Here is a 19,289-nt window from a genome sequence, read left to right as displayed (position 1 = left end):
ACTATATAAAAGGTTATAAAATGAAAACAAAATTATTAGTAGCAACAGCTTTAACAGCAGTTTTAAGTACAGGTCTTTATGCATCATGCAATGGTAAAAAAGGGATGGATAATGGAAACAAATCTTGTACAAAACAAGGTGGAAAACATATGATGAAAAAAAATCACAACAAAGGTCAAAAAGGACCTATGTCATTATTAAGACAATTAAATTTAACAGCAGAGCAAACTCAACAGATTCGTGATATCAAAAAAGATTTAATGAAAAACAGTATTACTCCAAATGTAGCATTTACAAAAAGCTCATTTGATAAAGCAAAATTTATTGAATTAATGAAACAAAAAAGAGATAATAGAATAGAATCTAAAGCAGAAATGATAGATAGAGTTTATAAAGTTTTAACTCCAAAACAAAAAGAACAGTTTAAAGTATTAATGGATTTAAAAAAAGAAAAAAGAATGTCAATGATGAACAAAAGAATGAATTCTAATAAAAATCATACTAATAACAAATAAAAATTAACTAATAAACTACATAGAGCTTTTAGCTCTTTGTAGTTTAAAACTCATTATAAAATTATGCTATCCCTTTCTTCTTTAAATTTAAAACTAATTAAATTAATGTAAATATAAGTATAAACCATAACAATATCATACAATCATACATAAATAAAATGTATTTAATTAAAAATTAAGTTATTGAGTATTTTATATACACTTTTTTTAACTATAAATCTCACATCTTTGTCATAATAATTACATAAGAGTTAGAAGGAAGATTTATGAAAGAGAAATTAATAGTTATTGGTAACGGAATGAGTGGTTTAAGAACCATTGAGGATTTATTTGATATAGAAAAAGACAAATATGATATTACAATTTTTGGTGAAGAACCTCATGTAAATTATAATAGAATCATGTTATCTTATCTTTTATCTGGTGAGAAAACTTTTGAAGAAACTATCATTAATCACCAAACTTGGTATGATGAACACAATATCACTTTACATACAGGTGATAAAGTAATTAAGATTAATAAAGAAGATAAAAAAGTTACCTCTACTAATGGTAAAGAACTCTCATACGATAAATTACTAATAGCTACTGGTTCAAACTCTTTCATCCCTCCTACAATAGGAAGTGAATTAGAAAACGTTATTGGTTTTAGAACAAAACTTGATAGTGATACTATCTTAGAATTAATCTCAAAAGATAAAACAGCAGTTGTAGTTGGTGGTGGTCTTCTTGGACTTGAAGCAGCTTACGGTATTGCAATGCATGGAATTAAAACTATTTTAGTTCATAGAAGTGGTTCTATTATGAGTCAACAACTTGACTCTACAGGAGGACGACTTCTTCAAAAAAATCTTGAATCTTATGGAATAGAATTTAAATTAAATACAACTATTGAAAAAATAGAAGGTGAAGGTAAAGTTGAAAGTGTAACTTTTACTGATGGCCAAACTGTTGAGTCAAACATCGTAGTATTCGCCACTGGAATTATTCCAAATATTGCACTTGCTAATGAGGCAGGACTTGATACTAAAAAAGGTATTGTTGTAAATGACCATCTTCAAACATCTGATGAAAATATTTTTGCTATTGGTGAATGTGCGGAGCATAAGGGAAATACTTATGGTTTAGTTGCACCTCTTTATGAGCAAGCTAAATTTTGTGCTAAAAAATTAGCGGGAAATGAAAGTGATGGATATAGTGGTTCTACACTTTCTACTAGACTTAAAATTTCAGGAGTTGATTTATTCTCAGCAGGTGATTATTTAGGTGATGAGACAACTGAAGAGTTAATTCTTCTTGATGAAAAAGCAGGCGTTTATAAAAAGCTTGTAATTTACCAAGATAAAATCATTGGGATTGTTTTATATGGAGATACGGTTGATGCTTCATGGTATTTAAAACTTCTAAAAGAACATACAGATATAAGTGATTTAAGAACAAAAATACTATTTGGTAAATCAGCACTTTCAGGAGATGCTGGTCATGGTGGAAATGATATAAATGCTATGAGTGATGATGAAGAAATTTGTGGATGTAATGGAATTACTAAAGGTGATGTTGTTTGTGGAATTAGAGATAATGACTTAAAAACATTAGGTGAAGTAAAAGCATGTACAAAAGCAGGAGCTTCATGTGGTTCATGTTTAGGACTAGTTGAACAAATACTTGTAAATACTTTAGGTGATGAATATAATGATACAGTAGAGGGTATTTGTGATTGCTGTGATGTTGGACATAAAGATATAAAAGAATGCGTTAATACAAATGAATTTGATAATGTTTATGATGTATTTAGAAAACTTAATTGGAAGACAGAAGATGGTTGTACTAAATGTCGTCCAGCAGTTAATTATTACTTATTAGTTAAATATAATGACGATAAATATAAAAATGATAAAAGATCATTATTAGTAAATGATAGAGTTTTTGCAAATATTCAAAAAGATGGAACATATTCAGTAGTTCCAAGAATTTGGGGTGGATTAACAAGTCCAAAAGAGTTAAAAGATATGGCAGATATTGCTGTTAAATATGATGTTCCAACTGTAAAATTCACAGGTGGACAAAGACTTGATATGCTAGGGGTTCGTAAAGAACAATTAGCACCTATGTGGAAAGACTTAAATGACGCAGGTTTTGTTTCTGGTCAAGCTTATGCAAAAGGACTTAGAACTGTTAAAACTTGTGTTGGAAATCAATGGTGTAGATTTGGAACGCAAGATGCAATGCAAACAGGTATTGATATAGAAAAAATGACTTGGGGTTCATGGACTCCACATAAGTTTAAAATTGCAGTATCTGGATGTCCTAGAAATTGTGCGGAAGCTACTATTAAAGATATTGGTGTTATTGCTGTTGATTCGGGATGGGAAATACATATTGCTGGAAATGGTGGAATAAAAGTAAGAGTAACTGACTTTTTTACAAAAGTAGCTACAAATGAAGAACTATATCACTATATAAAAGCAATTATGCAATTCTATAGAGAAGATGCCTATTATTTAGAAAGAACGGCTCATTGGGTTGAAAGAGTGGGATTAGAATATGTAAAAGATGCTTTATTAAAAGACAAAACAGCAATTGATTTCTATGCAGCTAGATTTGATGAATCGCAAAGAACAGCTCAAATAGATCCATGGGAAACATCAAGAAAAGATGGCTTTGCTGAAGAATTTAGTCCAATAGTTATAGCACCAGAAAATTCAGAAAGCTTTGAAGCAAAGGAAACAATATAATGTCAAAATGGATTAAAATTACGCAAATAGAAAATATCCCAAAAATGGGTTCAAGAGTAGTACAATATGGCGATATTGAAATAGCTATATTTAAAACAAGAGATGATTCAATATTTGTAATTAATAATGAATGTCCTCATAAACAAGGGAAATTGAGTGAAGGATTAATACATGAATCAGTTGTAACTTGTCCTATGCACAATTGGGATGTTGATTTGAAAAGTGGAGAAGTTCTTGGAAATGATAATGGATGTACTAATGTTTATGAAAGTAAAATTGAAAATAATATGATATTTATTAGTATCTAATATAAAAGAAGAGAGAGAAACTCTTCTTTTATTTTTTCTCTTCTAAAAGATGCTCGTATCTTTTATCTGTTAATAACTTCATAAAAGCTACTAAAGACTCAATTTTTCTATCATTTTGTTTTTTAGCTTTTAATTCTTCTAAAGCAATAGTTTCTTTAACTTCAGGCTCAGCCCAAGGTTTATTTGTCTCAGGATTTAAAACTCTTTCTTTGTTATTATACTTATCATAAAATTCTACTACAGTTTTTAACTCTTTAAATACACCATTATGCATATAAGGAGCAGTTACAGCTACATTTCTTAAGCTTGGAACTTTATATTTTCCTTTTTGATTTTCATCATTTACAGCTGGATTATTTAAAAGACCTGCATCAATTTCATTTACACCATTTTTAGCTCTAAGTTCATGATTTATTGGTGTTCCAATATTATGATATTCATAGTTTGTAAATGTTTCGCCTAGTTTATCTTCACCTTTTAAAATATGACAAGTTGCACAAGAGTTATTATTGTTTGAGAAGAAAAGAGTTCTACCTAAATCTTCTAAAGGTGTTAAATCATACTCACCTTTTAAAAATCTATCATACTTAGAATCAAAAGGAGCAAATTCTTTTGTCATTTCAAACTTTGCAAGAGAATCAGTCATCGCACTATATGCTTTATTAGGAGTTGAAAATATATCTTCTCCATAAATACTTTTAAAAGTATTTACATAATATTCATTTTCTTTTAATCTAAGAACTGTAGTTTCTTTTGATGCCATTCCCATTTCAATTGGATTTGTAGGAGGTCCTCCTGCTTGTCCCGCTAGATTAGTTTCTCTTCCATCCCAAAATTGTCCACCTTTATATAGCTTTTTTTTCTTATCATAATGAAATTCTGGGCTAAACATAGCATAAGCAGCACTAGGAGCTTGTCTATCTCCTAAGGAGTGACCATCATCGCCAAGTGATGCCATAGATGCTATTCCATTATCTCTATTATCTACAAACCCAGCTTCTGGATTATGACAAGTTGCACAAGATTGTGTTCTATTTTTTGACAAGTTTTTATCAAAAAATAGAACTTGTCCTAAAACTTCTTTCTTTTTTATTTGCTCTGCTATTTCAGCTTTGCTTAGTGCTGCATTTGTACAGCCACCCAAAAGTACAGCACTTGTAATTAGTGCTAAGGTATTTATATATTTCATTTTAGTTTTTCTTCCTTGTTAAGATGTTTTTAAATGGATAAATTAGTATATTTATTAATGTTGTATAATTTTTCATTTGTTCATTTCTAAGACCAAATTTTAAAACTTTTACTTCGCATGAGAGTTTTAAAGTTCCAAAAACTCTATCCCAAATAGCAAGATACCCACCATAGTTTTTATTAAAGTGCTTTTTACTATGATGTATTTGATGTTGTTTTGGTGAGATAAACCACTTTTCTAAAGCTCTAAAATAAGCTAATGGAATATGAGAATGTCTTAAGTTTGAACCCATAAGTGAAAAGAAGAAAATAAAAGCATTTGCACCCAAAACCTCAACAAGTCCAATTTTTGAACCAAAAAAGTAAATAAATATACCAGTTACAAAACCAATAGAAAGTGAATATCGAAATCCAAATAAAATATTTTCTACTGGATGAACTCTATAAAATGTTAAAGGATTTAAAACCTTAGCACTATGATGAACTTTATGGAATTCCCATAGAAATGGGATTGTATGTAAAAATCTATGTAACCAATATCTCGTAAAATCACTTACTATAAAAAGTGTTACAGTATATAAAACAAGTGTATTTTCATAAGAGAAGTTATGAATTTGATTAAACCCGAATTCATAATAAAGGTTTTTATTTATAAATAATGCAATAGATTTTGCACTAATTACTATTGGAATAATCATCATAATTTTTATAAAATATGAAAGTACAAAATAAGAATAATCTAACTTTGCACTTGCATGGAACCAAAGTTTTGAGCTAAAAACTACCCTACTTTGCTTTTTATTAAAATATAGATAAACCATTCCAATAGCAATTGATGAAAGTATATAAACCCAGTAAGTTCTCTTATCTGGGTTTATTAAATACTGTGAAAAAATATTATATAAAAAGTTATCAGCTAAAAAACTATCCAAGTTTAGTCACCATCTGCATCTAATATTTTTGCATTTATTGATAAATCTTCTAACATTTCTACGAAAAGCACAACATGTATAATATTTATATTTTCATATAACTCTTTTGAATTTGAAAAATCATCATTTTTGATTTCTTTTACTAATTTAAGAGATTTACTAAGAGAATCTCTTAATCTTTTCATTTCTTTACCATCAGTAAGTTTAATTAAATAGTCACCATAGTCTTTAAAAGAATCGTTATCTAATACATTTTTATATGTATTTAAAATAGCTTCAATTGCATTTGCAGAATTTTTACTTAAAAAATACTCAGCTCTTTTATTATCAGGATTATCTTCATACTTTTTAGTAAGCCCAATAACATCACCTACACGCCATTCTTTTAGTTTATAAGTATTTTGGATAATTGTATTCATAGTGACTGCGTTTGCTTTTTTTAAGTCTTTTAAAAAGTTTTCTTTTTGTGAAATATACTCATTTTCTATATCAGTTAAATGACTTGTAATTCTATTTAAAATTGCAAGTGTTATTTTATTTTCTCTTGTATTTTTAATATCTTTTGAAAATAACATATACTCTAAAGCATTAATAGATTTTAATGAATTTTTGAATAATACTATTCTTATTTCATCTTTACTTTTAATTGCTCTATCAAGTTGTTCTGTAATATCTTCATTTCCATTATGGAAAATATCTAGTAATCTAGGAGTATCGATAAAGTCTTCATTTATATCTCCTAGAATATAAAAAGTTTCAACACTTTTCCATGAATTAACAAGTTTTGCAAAATATTCTTTTGATTTCTTTTCATCTTTTTTAACAACTGCTTCTTTTAAACTTTTAATATCAGCTAACGTTCTTTTTATATCTGCAACAACTACTTTTTCATATAAAGTATTTAATATCTCTTTATTTTCTTTTTCATCATTCTCATCATTTACATTTGCAAATACAGTTGTTACAAATAAGAATCCTACTAACAGTAGACTTTTAATTACATTCATTTCTTATACCTCATTTAAAAATTTTATTAATTTTTCTCTTGATTTTTTATCAAGATTCATATATTTTTCTTTTGCGCCACTAGCTTCACCATCATGCCAAAGAATTGCTTCTTGGAAAGTTCTAGCACGTCCGTCATGTAAAAGTCGCGGACTTTTCTTATTTATACTTTTATGAAGAGCTAATCCCCATAAAGGTGGTGTTCTCCACTCATTACCATTTGCTTTAAATTCACTTCGTCCATCAGCTAAACCTTCACCCATATCATGTAATAACATATCAGTAAACGGTGATATATTAACTCCACTTTTTGTAGTAAAACTATTAATATGACATTTAGCACAAGAGATTGATTTAAATATTTCTAAACCCGCATTATAATCTTTTGTTTCTTTAACACTATATGTTTTTCTATTTTTTATATAAAAACTTATTGCATCTAATCTTTCATCTGTAAGATCAATCAAATCTCTAGCTTTAGGAGCTTCAATACAAGCTTTTTGATTTTTTGTACAATTATCACTTGGAAAAAAAGAAGTAGTTAATCCCATATCATTAAAAGCAGCATCTGCACTTTGATGTTTTAAAGAAGAAGTACTAGCTTTCCAGCTATAACGTCCTAGTTCCATTTTTTTAGTAATTGGAGAATAAACATAATTCGCTCGTCCAGAAATACCATCATTATCTTTATCGAACTCATCCACATTATTTAATATGTCTTCATTTGATATATCTTCTAAATAACCTAAACCATTTAAACTAGGAGCTAATCTAAACGTTATAATTGTATCCTTATGAAGTTCTCCATATTGTAAATCTTTTAATGCATATATAGGTTTTAAAAGTCTATCTATTTCTCCATCAGGGAATTTTACTTCTATTTCTTTATATTTTATATCAGGTTTTGCTTCAAAATTTACACCATGGTTAGCATTAATAGCTACTTGTCCACCGTAAGTTGGTTCAACTATTAAAGGACTAGTTTTTAATATTTCTTTATGTTCTAGTAAACTAGAAGAAGGAAGTGATAATTTAGCAATTAAACTTCTTGAGAACTGCATATTTTTATTATATAAAGTTCCCCTCCCATTTGAAGGGTGACATGAAACACATGTATTTGCATTAAACAAAGGACCTAATCCATCTCTAGCAGTTGTTGCACTAGGTGCTTCAACCCAGGGAATAACAAAAAAACTTCGTCCTAATATAAACTTATCATATTGTTCATCACTTAGGTTCTTTATAGGTTTTAAAAGAAGGGATTTGTCTTTTATACTTGAAATATCATCTGCATAACTATTAACGACAAAAAGCCCTGTAGCAAATATTACTACAAGGCTTTTATTTAAAATAATTCTAAAAAATGAATTAGATTTTTGTTTCATCAGCGTCTGTTACATCTTCTTGTGTTAAAGAAATTCCATTTGCATTTGCAACGTTAACCATCTCATCACCTAATTTTCTCATTTCGTTTTTAAGTTTTACAATAACTTTTGATTGAGGATTATCAGGTTGAATTTGGTAATCAAAGTGTGCACTTGTCATTGCAACTTTATTAATACTTGAAATTTTTGTTTCAATTGATTTCATTAAAGAAATGATTCTTTTCTTATCTTCTACAGATACAGCATCTAGCATCGACTTACCATATGATTCATTATTATAAGTCGAAGTTAATACATTTCTAAAACCTAAATAATTTGTAGTAATGTCCCTGTGTGTATTATCTGAAAAACAAGAATGCTCATCTTCTTCACTTGGAGTTAAAACTGCAACTGCAATTCTTTCATTTGCAAGTTCTGATTTCATAAATACACCCATTCCAGCAATAACTTGTTTTAAAGCATCAGCTGAACTAATATTTTTTGAAGCATCTGAACCACTTAATTTTCCTAAGAATGCATTTTTATATAATCCATCATTAGTCCATGCATTTGTAATAGTTTCTAAATCACTTACAATTTTTGATGAAGCTGCTTTTAAAAATGCAATTCTTCTAGGTGCATTTTTATCGCTGATATAATCACTTAATGGTCTTTGACCTGCAGTTGTTGCACCATTTGTAATTGAATCTTTTACAAAGTTAGAGTAGTCTTGATCTTGTCCCCATAGTAAGAACTCAATAGCATGATACCCAGTTGCTACATTTGCATCGCCACCATTTTCATTTAATGCTGTAATTGCATCAACTGTAATATTTGAAACATTTACTGAACTTGCATCTTCACCACCTGGATTAAATGTACCCATAGTATCAATAATATTTCCTGAAGTTTTTACACCATTTGCATCAATAGTATAATCAATCATATTTTCATCTAAAGGCCAAGCGTTAAGTTGTCCTTCAAGTGCACCATAAGTATCAGCAACCCAACCTTCTTCAGCATCAATAGGACCATTTGATAATCTAAAGATCTCAGTTTGACCATAAGATTCTCTTGAATTTAACCAAGCAACTTTTGCATTTGCAAAAGTTTTTTCTGTAGGATTTGAAGTAAAGTCTGCAATCGCTATTTGTAATTTCTTTGCATCGTTTAATGCATCAGAATAATTTGCTTCTGCAATCTTTGCATATGAAGTTAAAATTGGAGATATTTGTGTCATTTCAACTTTTTTTGTAGTTTCCATATTTTCAGAGCTTGTAACACAACCCGAGAAAGATAAAGCAGCAGCTAAACCAACTGATACTGTAATTAATTTTAAATTTAACATTTTAGTTCCTATACTAATAATTATTATCATAAATGATTTGTGACATTCTAGTAATTTTATTCTTAAGCGCCACTTAATATTAATAATGGTTATCATTTACTTTTAATATTTACAAATTATGTATGCAAAAAGTAGTATTAATAATCTTTTGATATACTTATGAAAAAATTTCAAGGTAATAAATGAGCACAAAACTATTACAAATACTATTCATTTCTTTTATTTCTATATCAATTCAAGGTTGTATTGTAGGGACAGTAGTATCTGCACCTTTTAAAGTTGTAGGAGCTGTAGTAAATACCGTTACACCAGATGTTGTAGGAGATAGTATCTCTGGTACTGGTGAAATTATTGATGCAGTAATACCATTTTAGATGAATGACTTAATCTCTGAATTAATTGGCTTTACAATAGTTGCTATTGTAGTGATTATGTTAGCTTTTTTTACATCTAAACTTCAAAAAAGATTTGAAGATGAAGATAAAGAGGATAAAGAAGGAGAAAGTTTATAAACTTCTCCTTTTATAATTTCAAAAGAGTTTATAAAGACCTAGGAACATGTATTCCAAACTTCGCTCCATTCTTTGTATTTCGTACTCGTAATTTCCCTTTCATATTTTTGTCAATAATAATTTTTGACATATATAAACCAATCCCAGTGCCATTACTACCATCTTTAGTAGTAAAATAAGGCTCAAAGATTTTTCCTTTTGGCTCAACTGTGATACCACCTGCATTATCTTCAATAAATAAAACAACATACTCTAATTCTTCATATGCTGTTATTTTTATACTTGGGTTTTTAATATTCTTTTCAATTAATGCATCTTTTGCATTTTTTAGTATGTTTAATATCACTTGTTCATATTCATTTAGATATGTATTAAGTTTAGTATTTTTATCAAGATTAATTTCAACATTAATTTTATCACTTTTTAAAGAGCTTGAAACAATAGTCATAACAGAATCAATTGCTTTATATAAGAAAAACTCTTCTTTTTCTTTTTTAGGCATAAAGAAATTTCTAAAATCATCAATTGTATGAGACATATAATCTAAAACCTTATCAGCTTCTTCTGCTTTTATTTGCATTGTTTTATCATCCAATTTATTAATACTATGCTTAAATTTTATATACATTAAAATTGATGATAATTCAGATAATGGTTGCCTCCATTGATGTGCGATATTAGATATCATTTCACCAAGAGCAATAAACTTTGATTTTTGAACTAAGAGTTGTTCTTTCTCTCTATTTTTTTCAAGCTCTTCTTTGACTTTATTTTCTAGACTCTTATTTAAGTTTTTAAGCTCCTGTGTTTTAGCTTTTACTTTTTCTTCATAAGTTTTTAATACTTCATCAATCTTTTGTGAAACTACAATAGATATTAAAATTGCAAGAGACAAAAACATGATAAATAAAACTACATTTTGTCCTACTTGTTTTTTAATTCTTGCTTCTAAAAGCTCTCTTTTTAATGAAATTTCTTTTTCAATATCATCCGTATATACTCCAACTGCTAAAACCCAATTCCAATTTTCATAATATTTAAAATATGATAGTTTTTGTTTTATCTCAGTTGTTCCCGGTTTTTTATATGTGTATTGAGTATAAGATTCTTTTTTTTCTCTAATATCTTTTAAAAAGATTTCTCTAAATTTTTTTCCATTATCATCTTCATAGTTTGTAGAAATTAAACTTCCGACTATGTCAGGTCTATTAGGATTTACAAGAAGTGTCGCAAAACCATCTCCCCCATTCATATTTTTAATATCGTAGACAAAGAAATAATTACTTCTATTTTTTTCAAATCTTATATTATTAAGCAATCGGATCGCTTCATTTTTTTGTTCTTTATCATTGATATAGTCTTTTGTAATATTATAATTAAAAACATCAATAACGGTATCAAGTTCTTTTTTTAGTGTTTTTTTCTTTATCTCATAGTACTCTTTTTTAAATATTTTCATCTCATTTTCAAAGTTTTCATATGTATTTTTTACATAAAAGTAAGTAATCATAAAAATCATTGAAGACATGATTATAATGAAAATATAGATTATTATTTTAGATAGATTCTTCTCAGTTATTAGCTTCAAACTTTTCCTTATTACCTTAATTATGTTATGATAACATAATTAAGGTAACAAGGATTATACTCTATGAAAGAAACTATAACTAATAAACTCAATGCATTTAGAGTATTATATGTAGAAGATGAAGCAGGTATAAGAGAAAATATAAGTGAGATTTTAGAACATTATTTTAAAGAAACTTACACCGCTGTAAATGCTCAAGATGCTTATTTAAAATATGTACAAAACAAACCTGATTTAATAATTACTGATATTCAAATGGGAGAGGAAACAGGTCTTGATTTAATTAGGAAAATTAGGAAATCTGATTCAAAAACAAGAATCATAATAACTTCGGCATACACTGATTTAGATTATATGCTGCAAGCAACAGAATTATACTTAATTAAATATATTGTTAAGCCAATTACTCATGATAAATTAATGACTGCATTAGAAGCATTTATTAAAAGTTATGACGATAATAAAATTTATGCTCTTACTGAAAAATGGTTATTTGACTTTAGTAAATCTATAATCTCAAATAATGAAGAAGAGTTTGATTTAACAAAAAAAGAAGCCCTATTTTTAAAGCAACTAATCACGAAAAATAGAATAATTACTTATGAAGAGATGGAAAGTCTTATTTGGGATGAAGACTCAGTAATGACACCAAATGCAATGAGATTATTTATAAAAAATTTTAGAAAAAAACTACCTGAAAAATCTTTGAAAAACATTCAAGGAACGGGTTATAGATTAATTAGAGAATAAGTAACTAAGCTAAGAGTTACTTATTTGTTTTCTTTGCTCTAATTCTTTTACTTCATCTTTTTTCTTCTCTTCATCAACTTTTGAATCTGGAATATCTAATTTATACATCTCTTCTAATTTTATAAAATACCCATGTCCTAGATATATGATATAAAAAACAGCAGTAAAGAGTGTAATAAATGGAATCATTGAAATAAAGTATAAAAGTAAAGTTCTAAGTCTTATTTTTCCTGATTCTTTTTCATATATAATATTGAACTCTTCTTCGCTTAAAATTGTAGATGATACATCATAATTTAATAGCTTATGAAAGAAATAGTAAAAAGGTAAAGAAAATGCAATTATATTTATTAATGGAATAAAATATAAAGGAATAAATAGTATAAATAAAAATATCATCATCAAAGAACTTTTAAGCAATACCCAAATAGGGGATAATAAAGTTCCATATCCATGTAATGTTAGATGGGAGTAATGTTTTTTATGTATTCTATTTAAAATAATAGGTGTTAAAAATCCAATTACTACAATTGTTAAAATTACAGATACTTTTAATACAATAATTGTTCCAACTGTATATAATAAAAATCCTGCGATATAAGAAGTAAAGGAGTATTTAAATAAAAATACTATTACATACGTAGCCCATACAAAATAAAATGGTGCACTTTCATCAATAACTATTTCTTCTCCATTTTGAGAAGCTTGCGCAATCTCTTGTAAAGAAGTAATCCCAAAATCAGCAGCTGCGAAAAATAACATATATAATAAAACCATAGTTACTATTAATGGAATTAATGAAATCTGTAACATCTTAGGAGTTAAGAAATCTTTTATACTTTTAAAAAAAATATCTGGTTCAGTCAAATTTATTCCTTTTATTATTTATCAAATCTAGTTCTATATTCACATTTTTGGCAAAGTTCTTCTACAACTTTTCCTTCTCTAAAGCCATTTTGAATAGTTTTAACTCTATTTGAAGTTAAAATATCTTTTAATTGTGAATCATTTGTATTCCCAAGATTTATACAGGCATTTTGATCTAAACAGCAAGGTACTACATCTCCTGATGTTAAAATACCAAAATGAGAATCTAAACCATAACAAAATCCCTTATCAGACACAAAGTCATTTTCTAAACTTGGCCAATTGAAATATTCATCAAAATTAAAAAACAATTTTTTAGCTATTCTTATATTTTTTGGCCTTTGATTATAAACATCATCAATATTTATATCTGTATTAAAACACTCATTTACTTTCTTAAAAACTTGAGTATTAAAATCTCTTGCACTTTTACTTTCATCTAAGTTCCATATTCTAAAATTTATAAAATACTCATGTGATTTTTCTTGAGCATATTTTACAAAATCTAAAATAGGATCTAAATACTCATCTAAAGACTTTTTATGTGAATTTGCATTATATGAGTTTATTGAAAAATTTATCTGCTTTATTGTTTTATTCATCAAAGCATCATAGTCATTTCGAGATATTTTATTTGCTGTTGTTGTGATATTTACTTTTAAATCATGTTTTAAACTAATATCTAAGTATTCATTTAAATTTTTAAGAACTAACGGATCTCCAACAATATGGTAAGCTAACTCTTTAGTAAAAGGCTTTAATTGTTTATTAATATCATCAAAGTCTTCTAAAGACATAACTCCATTTGGTTTTATTTTTGGAGGACAGAATGTACATTTTAAGTTACATATATTTGTGATTTCAATATGAACTTTTCTAAACTTTTTAATAATAAGAACCTTTGATAATTTTTCTTGTGATTGTATCAAATCCTTAATAAAATACACGCAAGAACTTAACAATACCTAATCAAGAAATAACCAAGCTTTGATTATAATTGCATTTTAATTAAAGGTATAGAATGGAAATGATTTTAAATGAAAATGATTTAGTTGTTGGTGCATCATTTGAAAATGGAACAATACAAGATTATGTTGATGAAAGAAAAACTTTTGGACTAGTTAGAATTGAAGAAGATAGTGCTAATTGGTTTTTATTTAACAAGCAAGAAAGTGATGATGAATTACAAGAATTATATAAAAAGGTATTAAAAGAAGAGCACTTTATTCAAGATGATTTTGGTGAAGAAATTGTTGTTTTTAATAAACAAGGAAACAGAAATTTTGATGAGTTTATTAAAAAAATTGATTCATATTTAAATGATGAAATGGGAAATATTTTTTAAACTCCCATTTTATCAAATCTACTTAAGTACCTAATCAATAAATAGTTTTTTATAAACCGTATCAAAGTTTTGAATACTATTTAAACTAAACTCTAACTCTTTTTCTTTAGTCCAGTATAAAAATCTATTTCTTAGTTTATTTGTACTAATTGGAAAACTAACAATATATGCAGTTGCTAAAATATCATTTGTCCAAGTATCAATAAATTTATATTCATACTCACTATATAAACTTGGATACAAGCTTTCTTTATATTCTTTTCTAATCGTATATTTTGCTTTTTGATTTGCATCTTCTAAAAATGAATTATCATATTTATATACATTTAGGAAAATTCTCTTATCATTATAAAAATATTTATTATATCTATATCTAACAGTTGTAATATCAATAAACTTATCTATATATAATTCATGGAGCTTTGTTATTTCATCTTTTTCATTTTGTGATAAAGATGACTTAGTTAGAGGATAATTATATACTCTACTTGTTGACAAACTATCAATCTTTCCATCTTCATTTTTTATAGGATAGGAATAAATTGTTCTACTCTTTTTAACAATTTCATAATAGTTTTTTATTGCATATTTAAATATCAAATCCGAATACATCAAACTTAAAAATCCTAATAAGGCAAGAAAAAAAACTATACTACTTTTAAAGAGCCTAAAGAAAAGAAAACTAATAAAAAAGCAAAAAGAAATATATGATAAGTTTGCTGGTATAAATAAAAAACTTTCAGGTACTACTAACTCAAAAGGAGGCATTTATTAACCTAATAAATAAGGTAAATCACGCTTTAAACTCTCAAGTAAGTCTTCGTTTAAAAAAAGTTTAGAATAGACTTTATCATCATTTTTATAACAATTTGCACATACATATCTATTTCTTTTTATTAGCTCAACAGCACCTTCTAAATCAACTTGTAAAGCCTCATTTTTAGTGTAATATAAGTACATTTCATTTAAAGAATCTTCTAATTCCGTATCTTTTAAAAATACTACTGATTCATCCATAAATTCAATAACATTTTCACCACTTGTTTTAATATTTAAAAATGCATTTTTAACATCATTAAATCTCATATCAAATTTTGCACCAACTAAAAGAACTTCCTTCAAGTTTTTTAAATCATTTTCTTGAAAATAATATTGTAATAATAAATTTATATAATGATCTTTAATATCACCATCTAAATCTTCAATATATTCAAAAACTTCATTTGCATTTTCTATTTTTTTATTTTGAATTAACTCATTATGTAATACACCAATTTCGGCAATTATCTCATGTAATCTATCGCTCATATAATACCTTATTAAAATTTTCTTATTATATCAAAAAATTATTTCTAATTTATTTATTAAAAGGAATTGTAAGAACAAACTCTATTCCTTTATATACTTTATCTTTATGTTGAAATTCTATATTATGTGCAAAAATTGAGCCTTTAAACTGTTTCGTCATAATTTGATTAGTCATATATAAGCCAATTCCAGTACCAATAGATTCATGTTTTGTAGTAAAATATGGCTCAAAGATTTTTTCTATCAAGTCATCTTTTATACCTCCACCATTATCTTTTATTCTTAAAATAATTCCTTTTTCTTCTTTTTTAATACTAATATTAAAATACCTATCAGATTTTTTATCAGATAAAGCATCTTTTGCATTATTATAAATATTTAATAAAGCTTGAATAAAAATATTCTCATTATAATCATGACTTACATTTTCTATATCTTCACTATATTCAATAAAATTACTATTAAAACTATCAATAGTAAGCTCCCTAACTCTTTTAATAGTATCTTTTAAATTATTATGTTCAACCGTATTTAGATTGTCTTTGAAAAAGTTTCTAAAATCATCAATTGTACATGAGAGATGCTGAGTATGTTTATTTATTTTATCAAGATTATGAGTTATTTCTTTTTTATCAAGATTCTCATCAAATTCTAAGTTTAATTTTAAACCTGTAGCAACTGTTGATATTACAGATAAAGGTTGCCGCCATTGGTGAGCAATATTTCCAATCATTTCTCCTATTGCAGATGTTCTTGATTGTTGGAAAATCATTCTTTGTTGTAAAAGATGCTCAGTTATATCAGTCATATATCCTAAATAATGTGTAATAATTCCATTTTCATATAAAAGAACTGTATTATCTAAAATCCATTTTTCTTTACCATCTTTTGTTTTAATTCTATATGGATCATGTTTTATATAATCTTCTTTTCTCAGTATTGCATTTTTAAATTCCTGATTAGTCTTTCTCCAATCTTCTTTATTTACTAATGAACGATATGTCATATTTTTATTTATAAATTCATCACTTTGATATCCACTTAATTTATAAATACTCTCAGATACATATTCTATACTTTTACTATCATCATTTTTCCACTTGAAAAGAACTGTATCTCCTTTATCAAAGAAAGAAAGAATACTTTTTTGATATTTATTTAATTCTTCAAAGGTATTTTTATCAGTAATATCTTCAGAAATAGAACGATAACCTACTTTTTTATTATCAATGTATAAAGGTTCCATATATATATTAAAATATTTTACTTTTCTGTTTTTAGTATAGTTTTTAAGTTTCCCAATCCAAGCTTTGTCATTTTCTATTGTATTCCAAATATCTTTTAATATCTCAACACTTGTATCTTCATGTCTCATAATTTTATGAGTTTTACCAAGAAGTTCTTCTTTTTTATAACCTAAAACTTTACAATATGCTTCATTTGCATCTGTGATAATACCTTTTAAATCTGTAGAAATAATCAAAACATATTTATTTACCATTTTTTGCTGTTCAAAAATTTCATTATTTGCTATTGTTAATTTTTTATTTATGATATTGATTGATCTATTCTTATAAATTACTAATAATAAGATAATAATAAAAAAAGCACTTAAATACAATATTTTACTGTAGTCAATGATTTCTTCGACTTTAATTTCAATCCATCTTTTTAGAATTGTTCTTAGTTCTTCTTCATTGATTTTATCTAAAGATTTTTGCATAATTGAATTCAACAGTGGTTCATCATTTCTTGAAGCAATACTAAGTTTGATATCAAATTCTAGTTTACCTGCAATTTTTAAATCATACATTCCGTGCTTTTGCATGTTATATCCAATAGCAGGCATAATATCTATATATCCAAAAAGTTCTTTATTTTGAACTTTCCTAAGCCCCTCTTCTGCATTTTTAACTTCAATTATTTTAATGCTAGGATTCCTTTGTCTTAAGACATTAATGAAGGCATAACCTTTTACTATCCCAACTTTCTTATTTCCAATACTTTTACTATCTTTAATAAAAAGTTGATTTAGTTTTGTAGCAATAACAAAAGGTTCAGTAGAATAAGGACGCGTAAAATTCATACTCATTTTTCGACTTGGAATATCCATAGCAACAGGTAAAACATCACATTTTCTATTTCTAATATTTTCTAAAGACTCTAACCATGATTTTGTAGGAACTAATGTAATTGGTAAATTAATTAACTTTGAAGTCAAGTTCATAATATCAGCACCAATTCCTTTATGTTTTCCATTTTCATCTATTTGCTCAAAAGGAAGCCAATTAGGTAAAACACATATTTTTATTTCTTTCTTTTCTTTTAAATACTCTTCTTCTTCATTTGTAAAATTTAAGAATAATTTCATATTTTTTTCTAGAGAGATGATTTTTTCAGATTTATTAAAAAACCATTTATTATCTAAACTTAATTTTTCAGATTTAGAGATTGAAGCTAATCCTTTATTTAAAATTGAAAGTGCTTCGGGGTAATCTTTTCTCAATGAAAAAACCAAATTAATCGTACTATTTGGAATAAAATCAATTATTTTTATATATGGCAATTCTAATTTATTTGCTAAATAAATTAATGTATAACTTCCAATAATAGCATCAACCTCACCTTTGATTAATTTAGTTAATATTTCTTCCAAAGACCCTAAAGGAACTAACACAGAATCAGTATATTTTACAGCTAATTTTTTATCAAAAAGATTTGATTTTTGATAAGCTAATCTCTTTCCTTTTAAATCATCTAAGGATTTAATATTCTTAGGATTATTATTTGCAACAATTAATATCTTTTTTGAAGAGATATAAACTTTTGAAAAGTTAAATAGTTCTTTTCTACTTTCATGAATAGCACTAGTACTTAAACCATCAATTTCTTTCTTCTTTGCTTTATTCAACATATCATTCCAAGAACCTGCAACGATTTTAAAATTAGCCCCAGTATTTTTATTAACTAGATCTAAAATATCTTGGTCGTACCCTGATATATTTCCATCTTTTTCTTTTATAATATAAGGAGTCCACTGCTCATCAGAACCTAAAGTAATTGTAGGGTTTGCTTTTAACCAATTTCTTTCTTCTTGTGTTAAATTAACATTGAAAGCATTGTTGTTATTCCCAAAAAGATTTGTAAATAGTAAGAAGTATATAAGAAATATAAACTTATGAGTCATTAAAAGTCCTGTGTTCATTTTTTTAAATTTTATTATAGGGTAAATTTGTTCTAAATAACTTTATTTTTACTAAGAATAAGTCAATATAACCAAATAATAACTATTATTATGAAAGTTTAATAACGCTTATATCATTTTAAGATATACTAAGAACAAAATTGAAGAAAGGAGCTATTATGGCAAAAGGTAAAGACGTTCAAAAATCTGTTAAAACAGCATCAACAAAATCATTAAAAGAAAAAAGAGCAGAAAAAAAAGCTAAAAAAGCTGGAAAGTAAGTTTTATTATAAAGAGTTTGGTGTCAGCATAGACACCAAATTTTTTAGTTCTTATATTT

Annotated in this window: 18 protein-coding genes; 7 read left to right on the top strand and 11 right to left on the bottom strand. The window is 26.6% G+C overall.

Annotated features, from left to right (window positions below; all coding sequences use genetic code 11):
* Window positions 1-20 precede the first annotated feature (20 nt).
* The 3 genes from KO488_RS14235 to nirD all read left to right on the top strand — a co-directional run bounded on the left by KO488_RS14235 (window position 21) and on the right by nirD (window position 3,558).
* A complete protein-coding gene (locus tag KO488_RS14235) occupies window positions 21-515 on the top strand; it encodes a Spy/CpxP family protein refolding chaperone (RefSeq protein ID WP_216059470.1) in 495 nt (164 codons plus the stop codon).
* A 266-nt stretch (window positions 516-781) separates the two neighbouring features.
* Window positions 782-3,250, top strand: coding sequence for a nitrite reductase large subunit NirB (nirB, locus tag KO488_RS14230; RefSeq protein WP_216059469.1), 2,469 nt, complete (start codon window positions 782-784; stop codon window positions 3,248-3,250).
* On the top strand, window positions 3,250-3,558 hold the full coding sequence (nirD, locus tag KO488_RS14225; RefSeq protein WP_216059468.1) for a nitrite reductase small subunit NirD: 309 nt from the start codon (window positions 3,250-3,252) through the stop codon (window positions 3,556-3,558). Before nirB ends, nirD begins: the two co-directional genes overlap by 1 nt.
* A 28-nt stretch (window positions 3,559-3,586) precedes the next feature.
* Here nirD and KO488_RS14220 read toward each other — a convergent pair whose 3' ends face one another.
* The 5 genes from KO488_RS14220 to KO488_RS14200 are packed head-to-tail and all read right to left on the bottom strand — an operon-like array spanning window position 3,587 to window position 9,395.
* Window positions 3,587-4,747 (bottom strand): cytochrome-c peroxidase, encoded by a 1,161-nt coding sequence (locus KO488_RS14220; RefSeq protein WP_216059467.1) that lies wholly within the window; start codon window positions 4,745-4,747, stop codon window positions 3,587-3,589.
* A gap of 1 nt (window position 4,748) precedes the next feature.
* On the bottom strand, window positions 4,749-5,678 hold the full coding sequence (locus tag KO488_RS14215; RefSeq protein WP_228319215.1) for a sterol desaturase family protein: 930 nt from the start codon (window positions 5,676-5,678) through the stop codon (window positions 4,749-4,751).
* Window positions 5,679-5,680: 2 nt separating this feature from the next.
* Window positions 5,681-6,685: an imelysin family protein gene (locus KO488_RS14210; RefSeq protein ID WP_216059466.1), complete on the bottom strand. Its 1,005-nt coding sequence runs from the start codon at window positions 6,683-6,685 to the stop codon at window positions 5,681-5,683.
* A gap of 3 nt (window positions 6,686-6,688) precedes the next feature.
* Window positions 6,689-8,068, bottom strand: a complete 1,380-nt coding sequence (locus tag KO488_RS14205; RefSeq protein WP_216059465.1) for a di-heme oxidoredictase family protein — start codon at window positions 8,066-8,068, stop codon at window positions 6,689-6,691.
* Window positions 8,052-9,395, bottom strand: coding sequence for an imelysin family protein (locus KO488_RS14200; RefSeq protein WP_216059464.1), 1,344 nt, complete (start codon window positions 9,393-9,395; stop codon window positions 8,052-8,054). Before KO488_RS14200 ends, KO488_RS14205 begins: the two co-directional genes overlap by 17 nt.
* 182 nt (window positions 9,396-9,577) lie before the next feature.
* Between KO488_RS14200 and KO488_RS14195 the strand changes: the two genes are divergently transcribed.
* Both KO488_RS14195 and KO488_RS14190 read left to right on the top strand, forming a co-directional pair.
* Window positions 9,578-9,769, top strand: a complete 192-nt coding sequence (locus KO488_RS14195; RefSeq protein ID WP_216059463.1) for a DUF6726 family protein — start codon at window positions 9,578-9,580, stop codon at window positions 9,767-9,769.
* The gene (locus tag KO488_RS14190; protein WP_216059462.1) at window positions 9,770-9,907 is read left to right on the top strand and encodes a hypothetical protein; all 138 of its coding nucleotides are present in this window, start codon (window positions 9,770-9,772) and stop codon (window positions 9,905-9,907) included.
* 28 nt (window positions 9,908-9,935) lie between these two features.
* Here the strand turns inward: KO488_RS14190 and KO488_RS14185 are convergent, their stop codons facing one another.
* Complete coding sequence (locus tag KO488_RS14185) at window positions 9,936-11,495, bottom strand: cache domain-containing protein (protein ID WP_216059461.1); 1,560 nt, start codon at window positions 11,493-11,495, stop codon at window positions 9,936-9,938.
* Window positions 11,496-11,558: 63 nt separating this feature from the next.
* Between KO488_RS14185 and KO488_RS14180 the strand changes: the two genes are divergently transcribed.
* Window positions 11,559-12,245: a response regulator transcription factor gene (locus KO488_RS14180; protein WP_216059460.1), complete on the top strand. Its 687-nt coding sequence runs from the start codon at window positions 11,559-11,561 to the stop codon at window positions 12,243-12,245.
* Window positions 12,246-12,254: 9 nt separating this feature from the next.
* On the opposite strand, the gene KO488_RS14175 is transcribed toward KO488_RS14180, so the two are convergent.
* Window positions 12,255-13,112 (bottom strand): EI24 domain-containing protein, encoded by an 858-nt coding sequence (locus KO488_RS14175; protein ID WP_216059459.1) that lies wholly within the window; start codon window positions 13,110-13,112, stop codon window positions 12,255-12,257.
* A 14-nt stretch (window positions 13,113-13,126) separates the two neighbouring features.
* Window positions 13,127-14,041: a radical SAM/SPASM domain-containing protein gene (locus KO488_RS14170; protein ID WP_228319214.1), complete on the bottom strand. Its 915-nt coding sequence runs from the start codon at window positions 14,039-14,041 to the stop codon at window positions 13,127-13,129.
* A 92-nt stretch (window positions 14,042-14,133) separates the two neighbouring features.
* Here KO488_RS14170 and KO488_RS14165 point away from each other — a divergent pair, with 92 nt between their 5' ends.
* The gene (locus tag KO488_RS14165; RefSeq protein ID WP_216059458.1) at window positions 14,134-14,457 is read left to right on the top strand and encodes a hypothetical protein; all 324 of its coding nucleotides are present in this window, start codon (window positions 14,134-14,136) and stop codon (window positions 14,455-14,457) included.
* A gap of 30 nt (window positions 14,458-14,487) precedes the next feature.
* Here KO488_RS14165 and KO488_RS14160 read toward each other — a convergent pair whose 3' ends face one another.
* The 3 genes from KO488_RS14160 to KO488_RS14150 form a co-directional block, all read right to left on the bottom strand.
* Window positions 14,488-15,072 carry a hypothetical protein gene (locus KO488_RS14160; RefSeq protein WP_216059457.1) on the bottom strand — a complete coding sequence of 195 codons (585 nt, stop codon included), beginning with the start codon at window positions 15,070-15,072 and terminating at the stop codon, window positions 14,488-14,490.
* Between the two features lie 156 nt (window positions 15,073-15,228).
* Window positions 15,229-15,765 carry a hypothetical protein gene (locus KO488_RS14155; protein WP_216059456.1) on the bottom strand — a complete coding sequence of 179 codons (537 nt, stop codon included), beginning with the start codon at window positions 15,763-15,765 and terminating at the stop codon, window positions 15,229-15,231.
* Window positions 15,766-15,814: 49 nt separating this feature from the next.
* Window positions 15,815-18,952 carry a transporter substrate-binding domain-containing protein gene (locus KO488_RS14150; RefSeq protein ID WP_216059455.1) on the bottom strand — a complete coding sequence of 1,046 codons (3,138 nt, stop codon included), beginning with the start codon at window positions 18,950-18,952 and terminating at the stop codon, window positions 15,815-15,817.
* Window positions 18,953-19,289 lie beyond the last annotated feature (337 nt).

Origin of the sequence: Poseidonibacter lekithochrous (genome assembly GCF_018861145.1) — a bacterium.
Classification (GTDB): Bacteria; Campylobacterota; Campylobacteria; order Campylobacterales; family Arcobacteraceae; genus Poseidonibacter; species Poseidonibacter lekithochrous_A.
Note: the sequence above shows the minus strand (reverse complement) of the source record. Positions and strands in the feature narration are given on the sequence as shown.

Coding starts and splice junctions, on each gene's coding strand:
- KO488_RS14235 (WP_216059470.1), top strand. CDS start 21: ATGAAAACAAAATTATTAGTAGCAACAGCTTTAACAGCAGTTTTAAGT.
- nirD (WP_216059468.1), top strand. CDS start 3,250: ATGTCAAAATGGATTAAAATTACGCAAATAGAAAATATCCCAAAAATG.
- KO488_RS14155 (WP_216059456.1), bottom strand. CDS start 15,765: ATGAGCGATAGATTACATGAGATAATTGCCGAAATTGGTGTATTACAT.
- KO488_RS14195 (WP_216059463.1), top strand. CDS start 9,578: ATGAGCACAAAACTATTACAAATACTATTCATTTCTTTTATTTCTATA.
- KO488_RS14190 (WP_216059462.1), top strand. CDS start 9,770: ATGAATGACTTAATCTCTGAATTAATTGGCTTTACAATAGTTGCTATT.
- KO488_RS14150 (WP_216059455.1), bottom strand. CDS start 18,952: ATGACTCATAAGTTTATATTTCTTATATACTTCTTACTATTTACAAAT.
- KO488_RS14220 (WP_216059467.1), bottom strand. CDS start 4,747: ATGAAATATATAAATACCTTAGCACTAATTACAAGTGCTGTACTTTTG.
- KO488_RS14210 (WP_216059466.1), bottom strand. CDS start 6,685: ATGAATGTAATTAAAAGTCTACTGTTAGTAGGATTCTTATTTGTAACA.
- nirB (WP_216059469.1), top strand. CDS start 782: ATGAAAGAGAAATTAATAGTTATTGGTAACGGAATGAGTGGTTTAAGA.
- KO488_RS14180 (WP_216059460.1), top strand. CDS start 11,559: ATGAAAGAAACTATAACTAATAAACTCAATGCATTTAGAGTATTATAT.
- KO488_RS14165 (WP_216059458.1), top strand. CDS start 14,134: ATGGAAATGATTTTAAATGAAAATGATTTAGTTGTTGGTGCATCATTT.
- KO488_RS14200 (WP_216059464.1), bottom strand. CDS start 9,395: ATGTTAAATTTAAAATTAATTACAGTATCAGTTGGTTTAGCTGCTGCT.
- KO488_RS14205 (WP_216059465.1), bottom strand. CDS start 8,068: ATGAAACAAAAATCTAATTCATTTTTTAGAATTATTTTAAATAAAAGC.